The organism is Pseudomonas arsenicoxydans (assembly GCF_006438915.1).
Classification (GTDB): domain Bacteria; phylum Pseudomonadota; class Gammaproteobacteria; order Pseudomonadales; family Pseudomonadaceae; genus Aquipseudomonas; species Aquipseudomonas arsenicoxydans_A.
In genome coordinates, this window is the sequence record NZ_RCZE01000021.1 from 38,687 (window position 1) to 57,699 (window position 19,013).

21 protein-coding genes and 1 pseudogene are annotated in these 19,013 nt (G+C 59.1%); 15 read left to right on the top strand and 7 right to left on the bottom strand.

Translation table 11 applies throughout. The annotated features are described in order from the left end of the window. Positions 1-24: 24 nt before the first annotated feature. Both EAH78_RS30465 and EAH78_RS33505 read right to left on the bottom strand, forming a co-directional pair. Positions 25-330 (bottom strand): XRE family transcriptional regulator, encoded by a 306-nt coding sequence (locus EAH78_RS30465; protein WP_140671879.1) that lies wholly within the window; start codon positions 328-330, stop codon positions 25-27. A 38-nt stretch (positions 331-368) separates the two neighbouring features. Further along, a pseudogene (locus EAH78_RS33505) lies at positions 369-566 on the bottom strand (type II toxin-antitoxin system RelE/ParE family toxin); the annotation flags it as partial. A gap of 275 nt (positions 567-841) precedes the next feature. Here EAH78_RS33505 and EAH78_RS30475 point away from each other — a divergent pair. Continuing rightward, entirely contained in the window at positions 842-2,413 is a 1,572-nt protein-coding gene (locus EAH78_RS30475; RefSeq protein WP_140671881.1) for a glycosyltransferase family 39 protein, read from the top strand. Between the two features lie 22 nt (positions 2,414-2,435). Here EAH78_RS30475 and EAH78_RS30480 read toward each other — a convergent pair whose 3' ends face one another. Next, positions 2,436-3,194, bottom strand: coding sequence for a slipin family protein (locus EAH78_RS30480; RefSeq protein ID WP_027926014.1), 759 nt, complete (start codon positions 3,192-3,194; stop codon positions 2,436-2,438). 2 nt (positions 3,195-3,196) lie between these two features. Continuing rightward, the gene (locus EAH78_RS30485; protein WP_140671916.1) at positions 3,197-3,730 is read right to left on the bottom strand and encodes an NfeD family protein; all 534 of its coding nucleotides are present in this window, start codon (positions 3,728-3,730) and stop codon (positions 3,197-3,199) included. A gap of 199 nt (positions 3,731-3,929) precedes the next feature. On the opposite strand from EAH78_RS30485, the gene EAH78_RS30490 reads away from it, so the two are divergent. After that, the gene (locus tag EAH78_RS30490; RefSeq protein WP_140671883.1) at positions 3,930-4,391 is read left to right on the top strand and encodes an aminoacyl-tRNA deacylase; all 462 of its coding nucleotides are present in this window, start codon (positions 3,930-3,932) and stop codon (positions 4,389-4,391) included. A gap of 117 nt (positions 4,392-4,508) precedes the next feature. Then, a complete protein-coding gene (locus EAH78_RS30495) occupies positions 4,509-4,754 on the top strand; it encodes a DUF2789 domain-containing protein (protein WP_140671885.1) in 246 nt (81 codons plus the stop codon). Positions 4,755-4,757: 3 nt separating this feature from the next. Here the strand turns inward: EAH78_RS30495 and EAH78_RS30500 are convergent, their stop codons facing one another. Next, complete coding sequence (locus EAH78_RS30500; RefSeq protein ID WP_140671887.1) at positions 4,758-5,039, bottom strand: type II toxin-antitoxin system RelE/ParE family toxin; 282 nt, start codon at positions 5,037-5,039, stop codon at positions 4,758-4,760. After that, a complete protein-coding gene (locus EAH78_RS30505) occupies positions 5,036-5,314 on the bottom strand; it encodes an antitoxin of toxin-antitoxin stability system (RefSeq protein WP_140671889.1) in 279 nt (92 codons plus the stop codon). Before EAH78_RS30505 ends, EAH78_RS30500 begins: the two co-directional genes overlap by 4 nt. Positions 5,315-5,512: 198 nt before the next feature. On the opposite strand from EAH78_RS30505, the gene EAH78_RS30510 reads away from it, so the two are divergent. From EAH78_RS30510 to EAH78_RS30540, 7 genes are all read left to right on the top strand, one after another. Further along, positions 5,513-5,941, top strand: coding sequence for a MarR family winged helix-turn-helix transcriptional regulator (locus EAH78_RS30510; RefSeq protein WP_140671891.1), 429 nt, complete (start codon positions 5,513-5,515; stop codon positions 5,939-5,941). Continuing rightward, a complete protein-coding gene (locus EAH78_RS30515) occupies positions 5,938-8,010 on the top strand; it encodes an FUSC family protein (RefSeq protein ID WP_140671893.1) in 2,073 nt (690 codons plus the stop codon). Before EAH78_RS30510 ends, EAH78_RS30515 begins: the two co-directional genes overlap by 4 nt. Next, a complete protein-coding gene (locus EAH78_RS30520) occupies positions 8,007-8,216 on the top strand; it encodes a DUF1656 domain-containing protein (RefSeq protein ID WP_140671894.1) in 210 nt (69 codons plus the stop codon). The genes EAH78_RS30515 and EAH78_RS30520 overlap by 4 nt, the downstream gene beginning before the upstream one ends. After that, positions 8,213-9,100 carry an efflux RND transporter periplasmic adaptor subunit gene (locus EAH78_RS30525; protein WP_123436299.1) on the top strand — a complete coding sequence of 296 codons (888 nt, stop codon included), beginning with the start codon at positions 8,213-8,215 and terminating at the stop codon, positions 9,098-9,100. The genes EAH78_RS30520 and EAH78_RS30525 overlap by 4 nt, the downstream gene beginning before the upstream one ends. Further along, on the top strand, positions 9,097-10,545 hold the full coding sequence (locus EAH78_RS30530) for an efflux transporter outer membrane subunit (RefSeq protein WP_140671896.1): 1,449 nt from the start codon (positions 9,097-9,099) through the stop codon (positions 10,543-10,545). The genes EAH78_RS30525 and EAH78_RS30530 overlap by 4 nt, the downstream gene beginning before the upstream one ends. Positions 10,546-10,627: 82 nt before the next feature. Continuing rightward, positions 10,628-11,263, top strand: coding sequence for an NADH:ubiquinone oxidoreductase subunit N (locus EAH78_RS30535; RefSeq protein WP_140671898.1), 636 nt, complete (start codon positions 10,628-10,630; stop codon positions 11,261-11,263). Between the two features lie 326 nt (positions 11,264-11,589). Continuing rightward, positions 11,590-13,098, top strand: a complete 1,509-nt coding sequence (locus EAH78_RS30540) for a YdgA family protein (RefSeq protein WP_140671900.1) — start codon at positions 11,590-11,592, stop codon at positions 13,096-13,098. Positions 13,099-13,173: 75 nt separating this feature from the next. On the opposite strand, the gene EAH78_RS30545 is transcribed toward EAH78_RS30540, so the two are convergent. Beyond that, positions 13,174-14,703, bottom strand: coding sequence for an apoptosis inducing factor family protein (locus EAH78_RS30545; RefSeq protein ID WP_140671902.1), 1,530 nt, complete (start codon positions 14,701-14,703; stop codon positions 13,174-13,176). A 139-nt stretch (positions 14,704-14,842) separates the two neighbouring features. On the opposite strand from EAH78_RS30545, the gene EAH78_RS30550 reads away from it, so the two are divergent. The 5 genes from EAH78_RS30550 to EAH78_RS30570 all read left to right on the top strand — a co-directional run bounded on the left by EAH78_RS30550 (position 14,843) and on the right by EAH78_RS30570 (position 18,611). After that, positions 14,843-15,403 (top strand): YbhB/YbcL family Raf kinase inhibitor-like protein, encoded by a 561-nt coding sequence (locus EAH78_RS30550; protein WP_140671904.1) that lies wholly within the window; start codon positions 14,843-14,845, stop codon positions 15,401-15,403. 88 nt (positions 15,404-15,491) lie between these two features. Next, positions 15,492-17,195 (top strand): vWA domain-containing protein, encoded by a 1,704-nt coding sequence (locus EAH78_RS30555; RefSeq protein WP_140671906.1) that lies wholly within the window; start codon positions 15,492-15,494, stop codon positions 17,193-17,195. Position 17,196: 1 nt separating this feature from the next. Continuing rightward, positions 17,197-17,763: an RNA polymerase sigma factor gene (locus EAH78_RS30560; RefSeq protein ID WP_140671908.1), complete on the top strand. Its 567-nt coding sequence runs from the start codon at positions 17,197-17,199 to the stop codon at positions 17,761-17,763. After that, positions 17,760-18,341: a hypothetical protein gene (locus EAH78_RS30565; protein ID WP_140671910.1), complete on the top strand. Its 582-nt coding sequence runs from the start codon at positions 17,760-17,762 to the stop codon at positions 18,339-18,341. The genes EAH78_RS30560 and EAH78_RS30565 overlap by 4 nt, the downstream gene beginning before the upstream one ends. Before the next feature lie 81 nt (positions 18,342-18,422). Next, entirely contained in the window at positions 18,423-18,611 is a 189-nt protein-coding gene (locus tag EAH78_RS30570) for a hypothetical protein (RefSeq protein ID WP_140671912.1), read from the top strand. The last annotated feature ends 402 nt before the right edge of the window (positions 18,612-19,013 follow it).

Here is a 19,013-nt window from a genome sequence, read left to right on the forward strand (position 1 = left end):
GCGATTGAGCAGCCTGTTGGCTGCTCAACTAGCAAAATTTTCGATCTTTATCTGGCCATCGGGAAAAGTGGCAATTATTTCAAGTTCACCACCCATGGCACGGATGTAGTTACGCAACGTGCTTATGTACATATCCGTGCGACGTTCCATCTTTGAGATGGCTGCTTGATTGATATGCAGCGTTTCTGCAAGCGTGGCCTGGCTGAGAGCTTTGGCCTGACGCAATTCGTGTAATGGCATTTCCTTAATGTGTTGTTCATAAATCGACTCGGCGCGTGCCCGGGATTCGGGTGTCATCCGCGCTTCAAGTTCGGCAAATTTCTTAGCCATAGCAGTGACCCTCTTTGCGCAATGTGTCGAGATGCTCATCGTACAGCTGATCGAATTCGTAACTCCCTTAGATGGCCATGGCGCGCTCCGTTTATACCTGTGCTGTGGGGTAACCTCAGAGCCGGGCCCAGTTGGCCCAACAGCTTGACGCTTGCAGCCACAGAGCTCTGCTCGCTTTCGCTCAGTTCTGCCCACCAGTCACCGAACTCGTCGGTATATTCGATATCCCAATTCATGACGCGGAATATGCACTCTATGGAATATTCCTTCAAGGTTATATTTTCGATGTATTGAAATCACCTTACCCAGCAAAACGCTGTCCAGCGTCTTCGCTTTTAATAAGGGATTACTCTGCGCTGACGCGCCAGCTCGGGGTCAACGCTTCCTGTCATCCCCTGAGAGATACGATCGCCGAGGTCACTGGTCGCAAAGCCAGCATCGACGAAGAACCTGCGCCGCCTTAAAGTGATCCATAGGCTTCGTGATGTCGGGCCGGTTGCAGGGGGAGGCAATGGAAGCACGCAGAGAAACTTCGCTTGGCGGTACCCAGGATCCGCACGCGGTGCCTGGCGGTTGGGCGGTGGTACAGCGTTGGTTGCGGTGGGCGCAGGAGCACCGGCTGTTGCCGATTCTGGCGTTGGCTGCCCTGGTGCGTTTCTACGACCTGACGGCGGCGGCCATTTGGGGCGACGAAGGGTCGAGCCTGCTGATGAGCCACTATTCATTGGCGGAAATATGGGGGCATGCCGCCCATGACGTGCACCCGCCACTGTATTTCATGCTGTTACATGGCTGGATCGAGGTGTTCGGCGACGGCATTTTTTCGATTCGCTGTCTCAGCGCTCTGCCCGGGATCGTCACGGTATGGCTTGGCGTCTGGCTGATGGACTTGATCGCCACCCGGCGTGCCGCGTTGCTGGCCGGTTTTCTGCTGGCGCTGTTGCCGACGGCGGTGCGCTATAGCCAGGAAGTGCGGATGTACTCGCTGCTGGGCCTGTGGCTGATCGGCGCGACGATTGCGCTGGTCTACTGGATCCGCTATCCCCGGCGTACACGCTATCTGGTGGCGTATGTGCTATTGATGAGCGCGGCGTTCTACACCCATTACTTCACCGCCCTGTGCGTGTTGTGTCACTGGCTGTACCTGGGGTTGATTCGTGTACTGCCAGCGTATCGCTTGCGCTGTATTCAACGCCCCGGCTGGTGGCTTGCGAACGTGGCAATCGTGCTGATCTTCCTGCCGTGGGTACCCAACCTGATTGATCTGACCCAGCACATGGATCAGCTCAAAGCCAATGGCGATGTGGGGTGGGAGTTGCCGGTCACATTCGGCTCGTTGCCGTCGATGATCTGGTCGTTACTGACCCAGGACGATGGGGGAAACCTGCCAACGCTGATTTTTATCGCGCTGCCGCTGGCGTTGCTGGGCATTACCGGCGTGGCGTTGGCGCGCGACCGCAGCGTCATTCGCGGCAGTATGTTGCTGGTGATCTACACGGCGTTGCCGATGCTATTGGTGTTCGGCGTGTCATTTATCTCGCCGGTGTTCATCGAGCGCTACCTGACGGCCTATGCACTGGGGTTGCCGATGATTGTCGCGTTGGCTGTTGATCGCCTGTATTCAGGCTTTCGAGTGCTGGCGCTGGCGGTGCTGGTGTTGTTTGTCGGCGTCGAACTGGTCGGCTTGAAGAACAACGCCACGGTCGATACCCACGATCAGATCAATGTGATGGTCGATTACGTTAACCAGCACTTCGTTGCCGGCGACCAGATCGTCACCAGCGATATGCTCTGGTACCTCGCCTACGTTTATTACAACCGCACCGACGCGAAACCGCTGCTGTACACGAAGCCGTTAGCCAATGGCGGGTCGAGCCGGCCAAACGCCTATGGATTCGGCACGCTGGTCACCCAGGACATTTATCTGGATCGCCTCGACAGCTTGCCCAAAGGCACTGGCCGGGTGTGGCTGATCGGCACCGTCGGTTTAGCGGATGAATTCGCGCCGCTGCCCGTGGGTTGGAAGAGTGCCGGTATTACGCAGGCGGGCGGGGCTAACGCGCGCTTGTTTGTGCTGCATTGAAAGTCTTGGTATCACCTCGGCCTTACGGCTTCGACGACAAATCCGCCATGCCCTTAAGCAATTCAATAGGGAGCGGAAAGACGATGGTCGAGCTTTTGTCCCCGGCAATCGAGCTCAGCGTCTGCATGTAACGCAACTGCATGGCCCCAGGCTGACGGCCGAGCATTTCGGCGGCCTGCATGAGTTTTTCCGAGGCCTGCAATTCACCTTCGGCGTGGATCACCTTGGCTCGGCGTTCCCGTTCGGCTTCGGCCTGTTTGGCGATGGCGCGGACCATCGATTCATTGAGGTCCACATGTTTGATCTCGACGTTGGCGACCTTGATGCCCCAGGCGTCAGTCTGTGCGTCGAGCACTTGCTGGATGTCGATGTTCAGCCGTTCGCGCTCAGCCAGCAGTTCATCGAGCTCATGTTTACCCAGCACCGCCCGCAGAGTGGTCTGGGCCAATTGGCTGGTGGCTGCGAGGAAGTCTTCGACCTGGATGATCGCCTTCTGGGGATCGAGCACGCGGAAATACAGCACCGCGTTGACCTTGACCGAGACGTTGTCGCGGGTGATGACGTCTTGTGGAGGAACGTCGAGGACGATGGTCCGCAGGTCAACGCGGACCATTTGCTGAACCACCGGGATCAGCAGGATCAAACCGGGGCCCTTGACCTGCCAGAAACGTCCGAGCTGGAACACCACGCCGCGCTCGTATTCGCGCAGGATGCGGAAGGTCGACCCCGCCAGTGCAATCAGCAGTAGCAGCAGCGCGGCGAAACCTACTTGCAGGCCCATGTTTATTCTCCCACCGGCGCCGCGTCAGCCGCGGCCACTTGCAACAGTAATCCTTTTCGCGCCACCACCCGGACGTGTTGCCCCGGCTGCAGCGGTGTCGAGCTTGAAACCTGCCAGCGCTCCCCTTGCAGATGCACCCAGCCGTTGCAGGCATTGTCGGGCAGCAACGACAGGACCGGCGTCACGCTGCCCAGCAGCCCGGCATCGCCACTGACGTTGCGCCGCGGTCGGGTTTTCAGGGCGCGGATCAGCAGGAAAATCAGGAGCAGGGCACTCACCAGCCCCAGGCCGATCATCAAGGGAACAGGCATTTCGGTATTGGTCAGAATCACTGCGCCGATTACGAACATCACAATGCCGCCCAAACCGATCACGCCATAATTGGGCAACGCGGCCTCGGCGATCAGAAAGGCGATGCCGAAGGTGATCAACCAGATCCCGACGGGATTTGGCATCAGCAGCACAACGCTATCGGCGGCGAACACCGACCCGCTCAACGCCAGCAGTAGTGCAACGGCACAGCAGCGAATATTCACGTGACCCTCCGCGAGAGTCATCAGGTGGCTCTGTATACAGTTTAGTTGAGCCTTGGCGTATCTGAATTTTGCTCACTTTCCGACTGGCGTCCGATGGGCGGATTTCCCGCCGGCATGCACCATCAGGCCTAGACTTTCAGTACGAAGAAAAGCGTCAACCATCGTCCGCCCGTCACTGTTGCGGACACCGAGGTGCATCATGCGTATGGCAAGAACCGTGCAGAGAAGCCTGGAAACGGCTCACTGCGAATATGACATCGTCACCCATCCCCATTCGGCCAGCAGCCTGGAAACGGCGCGGCTCGCGGGGGTTCCTGCCGAACGGGTGGCCAAGTCGGTCATCCTCGACGATCACCATGGGCATTACCTGATGGCCGTACTGCCTGCCAGCCGTCACCTGGACCTGAGCAAAGTCCGCAGCAGCGGCGAATGGCAGGTCTCCCGGGAAAGCAATCTGCCGCACCTGTTCGATGATTGCGAACGCGGTGCCGTGCCGGCGCTGGGTGAGGCCTATGGGCTGGATGTGGTCATCGACCCGCTGGTAACCCGGCAGAAAGACATCTATCTGGAAGCCGGCAATCACATCAACCTGTTGCACATGAACATGCCGCAGTTTTTGAAAATGGTGCCGCATGCCGAGGTGCGGGAATTGAGTCAGTGAGTTTTGTGTTGTCAGTGCCGCCGCCATCACGAGCAGGCTCGCTCCCACAGTTGACCGAGTGTTCATGTAGGAGTGAGCCTGCTCGCGATGATTTTTCATCTGCTATAGGAGCCCCAAATGGAATCCCCAACCCACACCCTGCCCAACCTGTTCAAACAACTCGGCCTGGCGGATGACGCCGAGAGCATCGATAAATTCATCGCCACCCACTCACCGCTCAAGCCCGAACTGCACCTTGCAGATGCGTTTTTCTGGAGCAAGAGCCAGGCGGATTTTTTGCGGGACAATATTTTGGATGATGCGGATTGGGCGGAGGTGGTGGATCAGTTGGATGTTTTGTTGAGGAAGGGGCGGGGGGTGTGAGCATCAACTGCTCGGTGGCCACTGTCTGGAAGTGTGGACTAGTGCGAGTATCCAGGTAGCGTCCGATTCTGGCTGATAAACCAAGCGATAACTCTGATGGGGTATCAACTCACGAGTCCCCGTAATGATGCCGAGCGGACCGGTTTCAGGGTATCTCGCGATACGAGATACTGCGTCGCGAAAGCGATTGTCCATGTCGATGGCGGCTACTGGGTTGAGCTCATACAGGTAATCCCAAATGTCTGCACGATCCTGTGCTGCTGCGGGCGTCCAGATTATCCTCATCCTTTTTTGGCCGCCAGTGCACGCCTGACCGCGAATTGCGCTTCGACTTCATCATTGGTCAAGCCATCACCGGCACGCATGGAAACACGTGCGCTGTCGACTTTCCTCTGCAGGAACGCTTCGTACTCGCGCGACTCTCGTTGTGTTTGAACGAACTGGCGCATCATTTCCCGGACGATCTGCGAAGCAGGACGATGGGAGGCTTCTGCCTCAGCCATAAATTGTTCGCGCAGTTCTGGTTCAAGTTTCATCGTGAAAACGGCTTGTTTTGACATTTCTGTATCCTCGGTCCGTGTGCTGACGAAGTATATACATCGTCAGTACTAAATCTATTTCAGATTGAACGCTCCGCGACGGATGACTGCCAATTTGTTTCAAAACTTGACCACCTTTCCCCCCAAATGCGATATTGATAGTTAGCAAACTAACAGTGTGTGTTTCCCCTCGTGCCGAAGAACCTCGACGCTCTCCAGATGAACATCAGCAGCTCCATGGTGGTGGCCGCCCGGCATTGGCGGAAGATCTGCCAGACCACGCTGGTCAACTATGGAATCTCCGAAGCCTGCGCCGTCCCGTTGTTGATGATCGGCCGCCTGGGCGAGGGCGTGCGCCAGGTGACGGTGGCGCAGGCGGCGGGGATGGAAAGTCCGTCCCTGGTGCGTTTGCTCGACCAATTGTGTCATTCGGGCTACGTCTGCCGGACGGAAGATGCCCATGACCGACGCGCCAAGTGCCTGAGCCTGACCGCCACCGGTCGCGAATTGGTGCAGGCCGTCGAAATCGAGCTCGTGCGTTTGCGCCATGAAGTGCTAGAAGGCATCGACCCAAGCGATCTGGAAGCTACGCTACGGGTACTGAGAGCCTTTGAAGCGGCGAATGCGCCGTCGGTGGTCAACCCTTGAGCGGATTTTTCACCGGTATGCCTGCAGCGCGAGACTGGTTCTACGGTGTGCGTACTTTCGCCGCCTCAATGATCGCGTTGTACATCGCGCTGCTCATGCAAATGCCGCGTCCGTATTGGGCGATGGCCACGGTTTATATCGTGTCCAGTCCCTTTGTCGGCCCTACCAGCTCCAAAGCGCTCTACCGGGCAATCGGCACCTTTTTCGGCGCGGCGGCGGCGGTTCTTTTTGTGCCCATGTTTGTCCAGAGCCCTTACGTATTGGTGGTGGTCATCGCGCTGTGGACCGGGACGCTGCTGTTCCTGTCCTTGCACCTGCGCACCGCCAACAACTACGCCTTGATGCTGGCCGGTTACACCTTGCCGCTGATCGCCCTGCCGGTGGTGAACAATCCGTTGGGCGTCTGGGACGTGGCGGAAGCGCGCACTGAAGAAATCTTCCTCGGCATTGCCGTGGCGGCGGTGGTTGGCGCCATGTTCTGGCCTCGGCGGCTGGCGCCGGTGTTCAACGATGCGGTGAGCAAATGGTTTACCGATGCCTCGACGTACAGCCTGCGTTTCCTCGGCCGCCAGGTGCAGCCGGACGAAGTCAGCGCGCTGCGCTCCGCGATGGTCACAACCTTCAACACCCTGGAATTGATGATTGGCCAGTTGCCGCACGAGGGCGCGCACCGGCAAACCGTGCGAAACACCAAGGAATTGCGTGGGCGGATGATTCACCTGTTGCCGGTGATCGACGCCCTCGACGATGCGCTGTATGCCCTTGAGCGGCGCACGCCCGAGCTGGTGGAAAAATTCGCACCGCTACTGGCCGCTACCACCGAATGGCTCAATCACAAAGACGCCGACCTCGCGCGCTGGCAGGCGCTCAAAGATCAGCTTGATGCCCTGCAACCGTCCGCCGAAGCCCTGAATGATCGCAAACAGCTGCTGTTCTCAAATGCGTTGTATCGCCTCGGCGAATGGATCGACGTGTGGCAAGACTGCCGCAGCCTGCAATACGCCATCCAGTGCGAAAGCCCGGACAGCTGGCGCGCGGTTTATCGCCACTGGCGCCTGGGTCGCCTGTCGCCGTTTCTCGACCGTGGGCTGATGCTCTACTCGGCGGCCTCGACGGTCACCGCGATCATCGTTGCCTCGGTGCTGTGGATTCTGCTCGGCTGGACCGATGGAGGCTCGGCAGTGATTCTGGCCGCCGTGGCGTGCAGCTTTTTCGCCTCGATGGATGACCCTGCACCACAGATTTACCGGTTCTTCTTCTGGACCGCGATGTCGGTGGTGCTGGCCAGCCTTTACCTGTTTCTGGTGCTGCCCAACCTGCACGATTTCCCGATGCTGGTGTTGGCGTTTGCCGTGCCGTTTATCTGTATCGGCACCCTGACGGTCAAGCCGCAGTTTTACCTGGGCATGCTCCTGACCCTGGTCAACACGTCATCGTTTATCAGTATTCAGGGCGCCTACGACGCGGATTTCCTCAGCTTCGCCAACTCCAACCTGGCCGGTCCCATCGGGTTGTTGTTTGCCTTCATCTGGACCCTGATCGCCCGGCCGTTTGGTGCAGAACTGGCGGCCAAGCGGCTGACCCGTTTCAGTTGGCGCGACATTGTCAGCCTCACCGAACCGGCCAGCCTGGCCGAACACCGGCAATTGGGCATCCAGGTGCTCGATCGGCTGATGCAGCACTTGCCGCGTCTGGCCATGACCGGCCAGGACACCGGCATCGCCTTGCGCGAAGTGCGCGTGGCGCTGAACCTGCTCGACCTGCTGGCGTACACCCCGCGAGTAGTCGGTGCCCCGCAAGCGTTGCTGCATCAGGTGGTGGCAGAAGTCGGCGAGTATTTCAAAACCTGCCTCAAGGCGGGTGAGCGACTGCCGCCACCGAACCCGTTGTTGATGACCCTCGACCGCGCCCGCCGAGCGCTGGATACAAGTTGCGATGAGGACACACGTCTGAATTTGTTGCATGCCCTGAGTGGCCTGCGCCTGGCGTTGTTGCCCGGCGTGGAATTCGTCAGCTCGGGCGAACTCGAAGAACCGCTGTCCCATGGCATCGATGGAGCACCCTTATGATCGGTGATGTGGATGTGAGCGGGGTGTTTCTGCCCACGCTGCTGGTGCTGATGGGCATTACGTATGTGTTGTACCTGCTGGTGCACGGGTTGCTGATGCGCCTGCACTTTTACCGTCTGGTCTGGCACCGGGCATTGTTCAACGTGGCTCTCTACGCTTTGCTGCTCGGCGCTGTGGACTCACTCAGTCGATACCTGATGACATGAAAAAACCTTTCTTGACCCTGGGTCGCGTGGTGCTGACCCTGTTGATCGTGACCTTCGCCGTCGTCGTGGTCTGGCGCATGGTGATGTACTACATGTTTGCGCCGTGGACCCGCGACGGGCATATCCGTGCCGACATCGTGCAAATCGCTCCGGACGTTTCCGGGCTGATTCAGCAGGTGGATGTGCGCGACAACCAGTTGGTGAAACGCGGTCAGGTGCTGTTCAGTATCGATCAGGACCGTTTCAAACTGGCCCTGCGCCAAGCCAAAGCGGCGGTCGCCGACCGTCAGGAAACGCTGGCTCAGGCGCAACGCGAAGCCAAGCGTAACCGTGGCCTGGGCAATCTGGTGCCGGGCGAGCAACTGGAAGAAAGCCAGTCCCGGGTCGCTCGCGCCGAAGTGGCGTTGATGGAAGCGCAAGTGGCGGTGGACAGCGCCCAGTTGAACCTCGACCGCTCGACCATCCGCAGCCCGGTCGACGGCTACGTCAACGACCGTGCACCGCGGGCGCAGGAGTTCGTCACCGCCGGGCGGCCGGTTTTGTCGGTGGTCGACAGCAATTCATTCCACATCGACGGCTATTTCGAAGAAACCAAACTGAACGGCATTCATGTCGGCCAAAGTGTCGACATCCGCGTGATCGGCGACCGCGCGCGGCTACGTGGTCATGTGGAAAGCATCGTTGCCGGCATCGAAGACCGCGACCGCACCATCGGCAACAACCTGCTGCCCAACGTCAATCCGGCATTCAGCTGGGTGCGGCTGGCACAGCGGATTCCGGTGCGGATTGTCTTTGACGATGTGCCGGCGGACTTTCGCATGATCGCCGGGCGCACCGCGACTGTGTCGATCCTCGACGATCAACCGCAGGAGCCGGCGAAATGAGCAAGGCGTCGGGTTTGGCGGTTGCCGGATTAGGTTTGCTGCTGTCGGCCTGTCAGGTCGTTGGCCCGGATTACCATTTGCCCGACGAAGCGGCTGTCCATCGACCCGATTTGCAGGGCGATCTGGCGGTCGACGGCAAAACGGTGGTGTCCGCACCGGTGCCGGCCGATTGGTGGCGCCTGTACAAGGACCCGCGACTCGACCAGTTGGTGCAACAGGCCATGGCGTCCAATACCGATTTGCGCGTTGCGGCGGCCAGTCTTTCGCGGTCCCGCGCTCAGGTCGATGAGGCAGAAGCAGCGGGTGGCTGGAGCGGCGGTGTGAAGATGGGCGCCCAGCGACTGCAGGAGTCTGGCCAAGCGTTCCTGCTTCCGGAAAAAGTGCCGGTGGCCAACGTCGGTGATATCGGCATCAGCGCGTCGTACCAGTTCGATCTGTTCGGCACGTTGCAGCGCGGCATCGAAGCGGCCAAGGCCAACGCCGATGCGACGCAGGCAGCTGCCGATACGGCTCGCATCACCGTGGTGGCCGACGTGGTCCGAGCCTACAACCAAGTGTGCGCGGCCAATGAGGAGCGGGAGATTGCCCAGCACTCCCTCGACCTGCAGGCCCAGAGCACCACGCTGATCCAGCGCCTGCGCGATGCCGGCCGTGGCGACGAAACCCAGGTCACCCGTTCGCAAACCCAGTTCAAATCCCTGCGCGCCGACATGCCGCGTTATGAGGCCTCGCGTCAGGCCGGGCTGTATCGCCTGTCGATGTTGCTGGCCAAGCCAGTGGATCAACTGCCGGCCGGCACCGCCACCTGCGACGAGCTGCCGAAAATCGCGCAATTGATTCCGGTGGGCGATGGCGCCGCATTGCTCAAGCGTCGTCCCGATGTGCGGCAGGCCGAGCGCCGGCTGGCGACTGCGACGGCCGGGATTGGCGTCGCCACGGGTGAGCTGTACCCGAACATCAGCATCGGCGCGACCATCGGCACTGTCGGTATCCTCGACGATCTCGGCGACCCGTCCACCAACCGTTGGGGTTTCGGTCCGTCGCTGACCTGGAACGTGCCGACCAACGGCGCCCGGGCACGCATCCGCGAAGCCGAAGCGGTGACCCAGGCGACGCTGGCGCATTTCGATGGGGTGGTGCTCAACGCCATTCGCGAAACCCAGACCAGCCTGGCCCAGTACGCTGCGTTGTTGCAACGTCGTGACGCCCTGGCAGACGCCGAGCAATCGGCAAGGCTGGCAGCGGACCAGACGCATCGTTTCTTCCAGGCCGGGCGCGAATCATTCCTGGCGGACCTGCAAGCGACCCGCACCTACACGGATGTCACGGCGCAACTGGCCGCTGCCAACACCCAGGTTGCCGCCAGCCAAATTGATTTGTTCCTCGCCTTGGGCGGCGGCTGGGAAAGCGGACGAACGCAAGGCACGAACACCAGCAAACCCTGAGGCCGTTGCTATGCTTTGATTTGATGGAGTCGCGAGTCGACTTCATCGATCAAGCTCGCGTTGGTCATGGGGATTAAAAATAATGAAAAACCCTTATGCTCCTGGCTTCTGGTGCGCTATTGCAGCATTGGTTTTGCTGTCGGCCACCTATTTCTACGGCATCATGCTGGCCCACCAGATCGACAAGGCGCTGGTGTTTCTCGACAGCGCTACCGCGCTTATCGCCGTGATGGCAATCGTGGTGGTGGCCTGGGCTTCCGTCCAGGGTCAGCGCATCAAAAAAAGACAACTCGAACAAGGCAAGACCCTGGTGGTTATCTGGGACACCAAGGTGGCGCTGCGTCGTGTCGAAACGGTGTTTGACCAATATTTCTGGGGCAGCTACTGGCAACCGGGGCGCACGTTCCAGGAAGTCATGGGCGAGCTCACCGGCACACCGCTGGAAAAAAGCCTCGAGACCTTGAAGAAACAATGCCTGGCGTTGGATAAACAGGTGTCCGAGGACGGCTGGCACTGGCTCAACAATGCCCGTGAGCTGTCGGACGTCGCCACCAAAATGGCGCGGGAGCGCTATCAACTGGACGTTTGTGATCCGCGCTCGGAGGTGACCGGCGGGGCGGTGATCAATCGAGACTTCGAGGTGCTGGTGTATACGTGGACGGCACGGCTCAAGAGCTTTGATCATCAGCTGGATGAGATGGAAGTGCAGTATTCCTGAATGTGTATTGGCGGAACTGACGCCTTCGCGAGCAAGCCCGCTCCCACATTTGATCTCCTTGTTCACAAATTATGTGTCCACTGAAGATCTAATGTGGGAGCGGGCTTGCTCGCGAAGAGAGCCTGGTAACCTCTGAAACTCTCGCCTCCTGCGAAGTGTCCATAGGCAACAGTGTTTCTAGACACTCTTTAACCTTTAAACATTGGGCCGCCCGATGCGCCTAGTGCTAATCTCCACCGCACTTTTAGCGGAGTCGAGCCGCAACCCCTCAAGGGTTCAGGGAAGACGACGACACCTTCAAACAACGGACATTGACTGGGTCATTCATGAATAAATCAGCAGGCGTGCTTCTTGGAATCGTCGTAGCCATCGGTGCAATCAGCGCGGGGGGTGCCTGGTACACCGGGACCAAAATCGAAGGCGTGTTGAACACCTCGATCGCCGACGCCAACAAAGAGCTGAAGGCTGCGCTGGTCGGTTCCAATGGCACGGCCTCGCTGGAACTGGTGTCGCTTGAGCGTCATGTGTTCAGCAGCACCGCGCACTACCGCCTCAAGGGCGAAGGCGAGATGTTTGGTGAATCACCGGTTGAGTTGCTCTTTGTCGACCACATCGAACACGGTCCGCTGCCGTTCTCGCGCCTGGTCTCGTTGAAATGGTTGCCGGTCATGGCCACCAGTCACTATGAATTGGAACGCACCCCGCTCACCGAGAAATGGTTTGCCGCCGCCAAAGACAAATCGCCGCTCACCGGCGTGGTCAACATCGGTTACGACAATGCCACCAACGGCACCCTCGAATTACTGCCGCTGGACGTCGCGCTCGATGAAAAGTCCAACCTGAAATTCTCCGGTCTAAACCTCGAAGTCGCCGCCAGCGCCCAGGCCCAGAAGGTCAAGGCCAACGGCTACATGGACAGCCTGACGCTGACCACCGTGGCCGAAGATCAAACCCCGGTGAAGGTCGAGCTCAATGGCCTGACCATGGCCAGCAACCTGGTAAAAAGCACGTACGGCTACTACACCGGCGAGAACACCCTCGAGCTGACCGACAGCAAATCCACCTTCGGCCCCAAGCAATCGGTACTGGGCCTGAAAAAATTCGAAATGAAAAACCAGACCGAGGAATCGGGCACCAGCGCTTCGGGGCGTGCCGATTACAAAGTGGGTGAAGTGTCGGTGAACGGCAAGGCGGTTGGTTCCGCGCAGATGGCCATGAGCCTGAAGAACCTCGATATCCCGGCGACCATGTCGCTGATGCAGGTTTACCAGACCAAACTGCAGCCTTACGAGAAAGCCGCCGCCGAGGCCGCTGCGGCCGGTCAGCCGTCTCCAGAACTGGTCCTGACCCCGGCCGAAGAGGCGCAGGTCAAAACCGGCCTCGAAAAACTGCTGGCTGCCGGCCCGCAGGTGGCGTTGGAAAACCTGTCGTTCAACACCACCAATGGCGAAAGCCGCGCCAACCTGGTGCTCGACCTCACCAAGCCGCCGACCATGGACCTGCCACCCGATCAACTGACCCAACAGTTGATTGCACTGCTGGATATCAACGTACAAGTGTCCAAGCCAATGCTTGTCGACGTGTTCACCGTGCAAAGCCAGCTTGATGGTCAGACCGACGCCAAGCTCATCGCCGACCAGGCGACCGCCACGGCCGATATGTTCGGCAGCATGGCGGTCGGTACGCAGTTCGCCAAACTGGACGGCAATAACATCGTCAGCAAATTTCACTACGCCAACAATCAGGTGGAATTCAATGGCCAGAAAATGACCGTTGAAGAGTTTGTCGGTTTCGTGATGAGCAAAATCGGTGGCGGTGGCGAGATCCAGGAATAAGACGCGCGGCTCAAAGGAACGCCCGGCCATTGCTGCACGCAGAGGCCGGGCGTTTTGCTGTGGGGTGTTTGCCTGCTAACCCATGTCCCGAATCAGTTGCCACGCTTCATCCACTGACAGCGGCTGTTTCATGCGTTCGGCAAGCAGCGCCATGGCCCGTTCTTCATCGCAGGCAACCGCCGCCGCCACCACGCCATTTTTGCCGAACAGGCCTATAAAGGGCGGATGGTAGGGATCACCCTTGAACTCGACTTCGTCCCAGGCTTGGGCATGGCCGAGATAGTCGTAGTTTTTGCCGAAGTGCCACGTCCAGAAATACGGTACATCGAGGTAATGCTCGTCGGCGCCCAGCATATTCGCGGCGGCGATCCGCGCCTGTTGTTGAGCCAGGCGCCAATGCTCGATGCGCTGAGGCTGGCCGTGCAGCGGGAAGGTCGCGATATCACCGGCCGCCCACACCCCGTCGGTGACGCGCATGGCGCCATCGACCTTCAGGGAGCGGTCTTTTTCCTTGGGCAGATCGGTAAACGGATCGGTTGCGGGGGTGACGCCGATGCCGGCCAGCACCAGATCCGCCGGCAAGCGTTGCCCATTGTCCAGGCACACCGCTTCGACGTTTTCCGTGCCTTCTATATAGGAGGCTTCGCCTTCGGTGTGAAACACCACGCCATTGGCTTCATGCAACGCGCGAATCGCCTTGCCGACGGTTTCGCCAAATTGTGCGGCGAAGGGGATGGCATGTCGTGCCAGGACAGTCACGTCCAATCCGTATTCACGTAGGGCTGAAGCGGACTCAAGGGCAATGAAACTGTCGCCGATGATCACTGCTCGCTGGCCGGGTTTTGCCGCCTGCAGAATCTGCCGTGCCTGATCTTTTGAACGCAGCACGAACACTTGTGGCAAATGGGCGCCAGGCAGGGTGAGTGGATTGGGCTTGCCGCCAGTGGCAAGCATCGCGGCGTCATAGCTCAACGATCGCCCATCAGTCAGCCGCAGGGTTTTGCTCGACGAGTCCAGGTTGGCGACTTCACCACTGATGCGCTCGATACGCTGGTCGCGATAAAACGCATCATCCCTTAGCGGCGGGACTTCTTCCGGTGGCATTTCCCCGGCAATGACAAATTTGCTCAGGACGGTGCGGTCGTAGCCTGCGACGGCTTCGCGGTCGATCAGCAGCACTTGGCCGCCGAAGCCCTTTTCGCGCAGCGCCGCCGCACACGCCGTACCGGCCGCCCCGGCACCGACGATGACAAAACTGCGTTCGTCGTCTGCCGGCGGTGCATGCGCATCGGCTAATGGCTGGTCGTCGACCCAGATCTCGCCATCGCGTACTTCCAGCGGATAGCGCTTGAGACTGTCCAGGGCCGGCGGCTCGCACAATGCCCCGTCCTCAATCCGATACGCAGCTTTGTGCCACGGGCAGATCAAGCGTCCGTGGCACAGCGCACCGTCCGCCAGCGGTGCCCCGGCGTGCGGGCATTCGCCCTGATAGGCGCGCAATTGATCACCCACTCGCAACAAAACAATTTTGGTGTCTGCAATCCGGACTTCAAGGCCCCGGCTCTCGGACACATCGGCGAAACGCGCAACGCGGTGCAGTGCCATGGCGGCTCTCCAGACAGACGTTTCACTTAAGAGTTTGGCCCTTTACGCGAGGTTCAGCCAATTCCCACTGCCACCGCACGAACGGTCCAGCTATAGTTCGCAAGCCGACGACGGCCCTATCCGCACAAGGTGCTCCGGAATGACCCGATTGACCTCTCTGAACCCTTGGCTGGCGGCCGTTGCAGTCGCCTTTTGCGTGCAATTTTCGGCGCAGGCCCAGGAGCGTTTCACCCTGAACATCCCTGGTGTCACGGATGACCGGCTGTTTACCTCGGCGGCTGCCAGCGATGCCCCGGGTTGTGGCGGACATAATGCGTCGCCGGCGCTGAACTGGAATACCGGGCCGGCGGGAACGCTGAGTTATGCCATCGTCATGCACGACCCGGACGGCCAGAAGGGCCAGGGTGTTGATCATTGGGTGCATTACGGCATCAAGGCCACCACCCACCAGATTCCCGCCGGCGTCGGGGCAAAATCAGCCCTTGAAGGTGTCGGCGGCACCAACAGCAAAGGCACCACCGGTTACATGGGGCCGTGCCCGCCGACTGGCGACAGCGCCCATCACTACATTATTCAGTTGTATGCACTGGATCTCGCTCCAGACGCCTTGCCTGCCGGTCTGACACGTGCGCAACTGCTGGAAAAAATCAAAGGTCATGTGCTCAGGAACAGCAGCGTGGTGCGCCGTTACCACCGCTGAGATTAATTTTCAGCCGGTTTAACCCGAACCTGAACGGGGGCTCGTCTCAGAGGATGAATGGATCATTTTCCTCCTGAGGTCAGCCCCCATGTCCCTCCCTCTGCATTTTCTCCGCCCGGCCGCCCAGGGTTTCACTACCGGGTTGCTGCTGGCCATCGCCGGTTGTGGCGTTTCCTCCACACCCGATTCCGCACAAGTGTCGCCACCGGCTCAGAGCGAGATGAAGGCGGCCGGGGTGATGCGTAGCGAAACGGCCATGGCGGATACGTCGATGGCCAAACGCAGCGCTCGTCCGGCACCGGTCGCACGTTTTGCGCCTGAGTCGTTGCCGCCGGGGTATCGAGATGAACAGCGAGAGCAATACCAGACGCTGGCGGACAACCCCATCCACAGCGTCGCCGAGGCGCCGGTCTCGACCTTCAGCGCCGATGTGGATACTGGCGCTTACGCCAACGTCCGACGGTTACTCAATCAGGGGCGCTTGCCTCCCGACGGTGCGGTACGGCTGGAGGAGATGGTCAACTACTTTCCCTACGACTATGCGTTACCCTCCGATGGCTCGCCATTCGGCGTGACTACTGAACTGGCGCTGTCACCCTGGAACCCGCATACACGCCTGCTGCGCATCGGCATCAAGGCGTCTGACCGCGCAGTGACGGAATTGGCCCCGGCGAACCTGGTGTTTCTGGTGGACGTGTCCGGTTCAATGGATCGTCGCGAAGGTCTGCCGCTGGTCAAAAGCACCCTGAAATTACTGGTTGATCAATTACGCGAACAGGATCGTGTTTCGTTGGTGGTCTACGCTGGCGATTCGCGTGTGGTGCTCGAGCCAACTTCCGGACGCGAAAAGGCGAAAATTCGTACAGCAATCGATCAATTGTCTGCCGGCGGTTCGACCGCTGGCGCGTCGGGCATCGAACTGGCTTATCAAATGGCGCAGCAGGCGTTTATCCCCAAGGGGATCAACCGCATCCTGCTGGCCACCGACGGTGACTTTAATGTCGGCATCAGCGACTTCGATAGCCTCAAACAAATGGCTGTGGATAAACGCAAGACAGGCGTTTCCCTGACGACCCTGGGTTTTGGGGTGGATAACTACAATGAACACCTGATGGAGCAACTGGCCGACGCCGGCGACGGTAACTATGCCTACATCGACAACCTGCGTGAAGCGCGCAAGGTGCTGGTGGATCAGCTCGGCTCAACCCTCGCGGTCGTGGCAAAGAATGTGAAGCTGCAAGTGGAGTTCAATCCGGCTCAGGTCAGCGAATATCGACTGTTGGGGTATGAGAATCGGGCGCTGAAGCGCGAGGATTTCAGCAACGACAAGGTCGATGCGGGCGAGATCGGTGCAGGACATACGGTGACAGCGCTGTACGAAGTTGTGCCCAAGGGCGAGAAGGGATGGTTGGAGCCGTTGCGTTATGGCAAACCTGAGTCGGCCGTTTCGGGGAATACCGGAGAAATGGCGATGCTGCGAGTGAGGTATCAGCTGCCCGAAGGTGGGAATAGTCGCTTGATCGAGCGACCCATCAGTGGCAGTCAGGCCGGCAAGGCCAGCGATGACCTGAGGTTTGCGGCGGCCGTCGCCGCGTTTTCCCAGCAGCTTAAAGATGGGCGGTATACAGGTGGTTTCAGTTTGAAGGACACGCAAGCACTGGCTCGCGGTGCGCGGGGTGAGGATCGATACGGGCTGCGTGCCGAGTTTGTGCAGTTGGTTGAGTTGGCCCAAAGCTTGCGCACCACGACGGCATCGAACAGTGAGCCGCTTATTAAAGGAGGCTACAACTGACATGTCAGCTCCTGAGCCGGGCGACGAAACGCTGCTGGCCCGTTATCGAGCAGGTGACGGGTCGGCGTTCGAGATCTTGTACGCCCGCCATCGCCTGGGCCTCTATCGATTCCTGCTCGGCCTCAGCGGTAAACCCGAGCTGGCTGAAGAGGTTTACCAGGACACCTGGCTCAGCCTGATTCGCAGCACCAGTCAGCCACAAGGTCGGGCGAACTTTCGTACGTGGCTTTACCAGATCGCCCGTAATCGACTGATTGATCACTGGCGCAAGCACGGAATCCACAATCCCTTGCACGACAGCTATGACGAACAGGCTCATGCGGTAATTGATGAGGCGACCGATCCGGAGCAATTGCTGAGCTTGAGTCGCGACAGTCAGCGTCTGGAAACGGCGCTGCAAGACCTTCCCGCTGACCAGCGTGAAGTCTTCCTCCTGCGTGTTCATGGCGATCTCGACCTGGCGCAGATCGCCACGCTCACTGGAGCACCACTGGAAACCATCAAAAGCCGTTTGCGTTACGCCCAGCAAAAACTGCGTCGGATGCTGGCCGAGGAGGTACTGACATGACTGACGCCCGTCCCACACCTGAAGATGAGATGGTGAAGCACTTTCATGAGCACGCGACGGGTGAACCGCCGGCTCACCTGGATTCATTGATCCTTGCCGTGGCCCATACGGAAACTCCGGTACCGAAGCCGAACCTCTGGCGACGCTGGGTTCAGGTTTGCCAGAAGCCTCGCTGGCAGGTTGGGTTTGCGAGTCTTGTGGGTGTCGCGTTGATGCTGGCGTTGGTGCAGCGTACACCGGAGCAAGCGCCGGGCTATGACGTCGTCCCGGCGCCTAAGGCATCCGCACCGGTTGTTAAAAAAGAGGCTTCGCGCGCTCTGGCTGCCCCGGCAGCGCCGATGGCTGATGATGTTGCGCCCGCGCAGAGCGAGTCGATTAATGCCGAGAGGGCTGAAGAGGCGAAAGTTGCCAAGCGTGCAACGGCGCCAGCAATAACGCTGGATGAGCAACTGCGTGAGGTGGTGCGCCTGCAGAATGCCGGTCAGGCACAGGCGGCAGATACGTTAATGAAGGCATTGCACAAACGCTTTCCTGACGAAAACGTCGAGGCCCGACTCAAGGAGTTGCAGAGAAACTGAGTCGCAAGACGGTCAGCCATTTGGCATCCGTGCCCGAAAGCGCGCACTATCGGGGCATAGCACGATGCGTTGGAGGAAGCCGTGGCGAAAAAAATCGATCGCATCGCCCAAATGCTCAACTGCCCCGTGAAGGGGGAGGAACTAAGGCGGGCAATTACTGAGAGTCGTAAGGATTTCCTCCTTAACCAACCGGAAGCGGAGGAGGAGGATGAGGAAGACTTTGAGGACGATGAGGAGTGGGATGACGATCTCGACTGGACGACTGAGTAGGAACTCCGCTGGGTTACCCTGCTGATGCGCGCTGGAAAGGCCTCTGAAGTACAAGTGTACGAAGCGGGAAAGAAAGTTCAAAAAGAGGCTTGACGTAGTATTGGAACGCTGTAGAATTCGCCTCCCGCTACCGAGTGATCGGAAGCGCAAGTGGTTGAAGTTGTTAAAGATTTCCAAGCGAAACTTTGAAAACTTCTGAAAATAACCGCTTGACAGCAACAGAGGCTGCTGTAGAATGCGCGCCTCGGTTGAGACGAAAGATCTTAACCAACCGCTCTTTAACAACTGAATCAAGCAATTCGTGTGGGTGCTTGTGGAGTCAGACTGATAGTCAACAAGATTATCAGCATCACAAGTTACTCCGCGAGAAATCAAAGATGTAACCAACGATTGCTGAGCCAA

Bases quoted from the DNA above. Each gene is read 5' to 3' on its own strand.
- EAH78_RS30465 (WP_140671879.1), bottom strand. From the start codon at position 330: ATGGCTAAGAAATTTGCCGAACTTGAAGCGCGGATGACACCCGAATCC.
- EAH78_RS30475 (WP_140671881.1), top strand. From the start codon at position 842: ATGGAAGCACGCAGAGAAACTTCGCTTGGCGGTACCCAGGATCCGCAC.
- EAH78_RS30480 (WP_027926014.1), bottom strand. From the start codon at position 3,194: ATGGGCCTGCAAGTAGGTTTCGCCGCGCTGCTGCTACTGCTGATTGCA.
- EAH78_RS30490 (WP_140671883.1), top strand. From the start codon at position 3,930: ATGCGTATGGCAAGAACCGTGCAGAGAAGCCTGGAAACGGCTCACTGC.
- EAH78_RS30495 (WP_140671885.1), top strand. From the start codon at position 4,509: ATGGAATCCCCAACCCACACCCTGCCCAACCTGTTCAAACAACTCGGC.
- EAH78_RS30500 (WP_140671887.1), bottom strand. From the start codon at position 5,039: ATGAGGATAATCTGGACGCCCGCAGCAGCACAGGATCGTGCAGACATT.
- EAH78_RS30505 (WP_140671889.1), bottom strand. From the start codon at position 5,314: ATGTCAAAACAAGCCGTTTTCACGATGAAACTTGAACCAGAACTGCGC.
- EAH78_RS30510 (WP_140671891.1), top strand. From the start codon at position 5,513: ATGAACATCAGCAGCTCCATGGTGGTGGCCGCCCGGCATTGGCGGAAG.
- EAH78_RS30520 (WP_140671894.1), top strand. From the start codon at position 8,007: ATGATCGGTGATGTGGATGTGAGCGGGGTGTTTCTGCCCACGCTGCTG.
- EAH78_RS30525 (WP_123436299.1), top strand. From the start codon at position 8,213: ATGAAAAAACCTTTCTTGACCCTGGGTCGCGTGGTGCTGACCCTGTTG.
- EAH78_RS30530 (WP_140671896.1), top strand. From the start codon at position 9,097: ATGAGCAAGGCGTCGGGTTTGGCGGTTGCCGGATTAGGTTTGCTGCTG.
- EAH78_RS30535 (WP_140671898.1), top strand. From the start codon at position 10,628: ATGAAAAACCCTTATGCTCCTGGCTTCTGGTGCGCTATTGCAGCATTG.
- EAH78_RS30540 (WP_140671900.1), top strand. From the start codon at position 11,590: ATGAATAAATCAGCAGGCGTGCTTCTTGGAATCGTCGTAGCCATCGGT.
- EAH78_RS30545 (WP_140671902.1), bottom strand. From the start codon at position 14,703: ATGGCACTGCACCGCGTTGCGCGTTTCGCCGATGTGTCCGAGAGCCGG.
- EAH78_RS30550 (WP_140671904.1), top strand. From the start codon at position 14,843: ATGACCCGATTGACCTCTCTGAACCCTTGGCTGGCGGCCGTTGCAGTC.
- EAH78_RS30555 (WP_140671906.1), top strand. From the start codon at position 15,492: ATGTCCCTCCCTCTGCATTTTCTCCGCCCGGCCGCCCAGGGTTTCACT.
- EAH78_RS30560 (WP_140671908.1), top strand. From the start codon at position 17,197: ATGTCAGCTCCTGAGCCGGGCGACGAAACGCTGCTGGCCCGTTATCGA.
- EAH78_RS30565 (WP_140671910.1), top strand. From the start codon at position 17,760: ATGACTGACGCCCGTCCCACACCTGAAGATGAGATGGTGAAGCACTTT.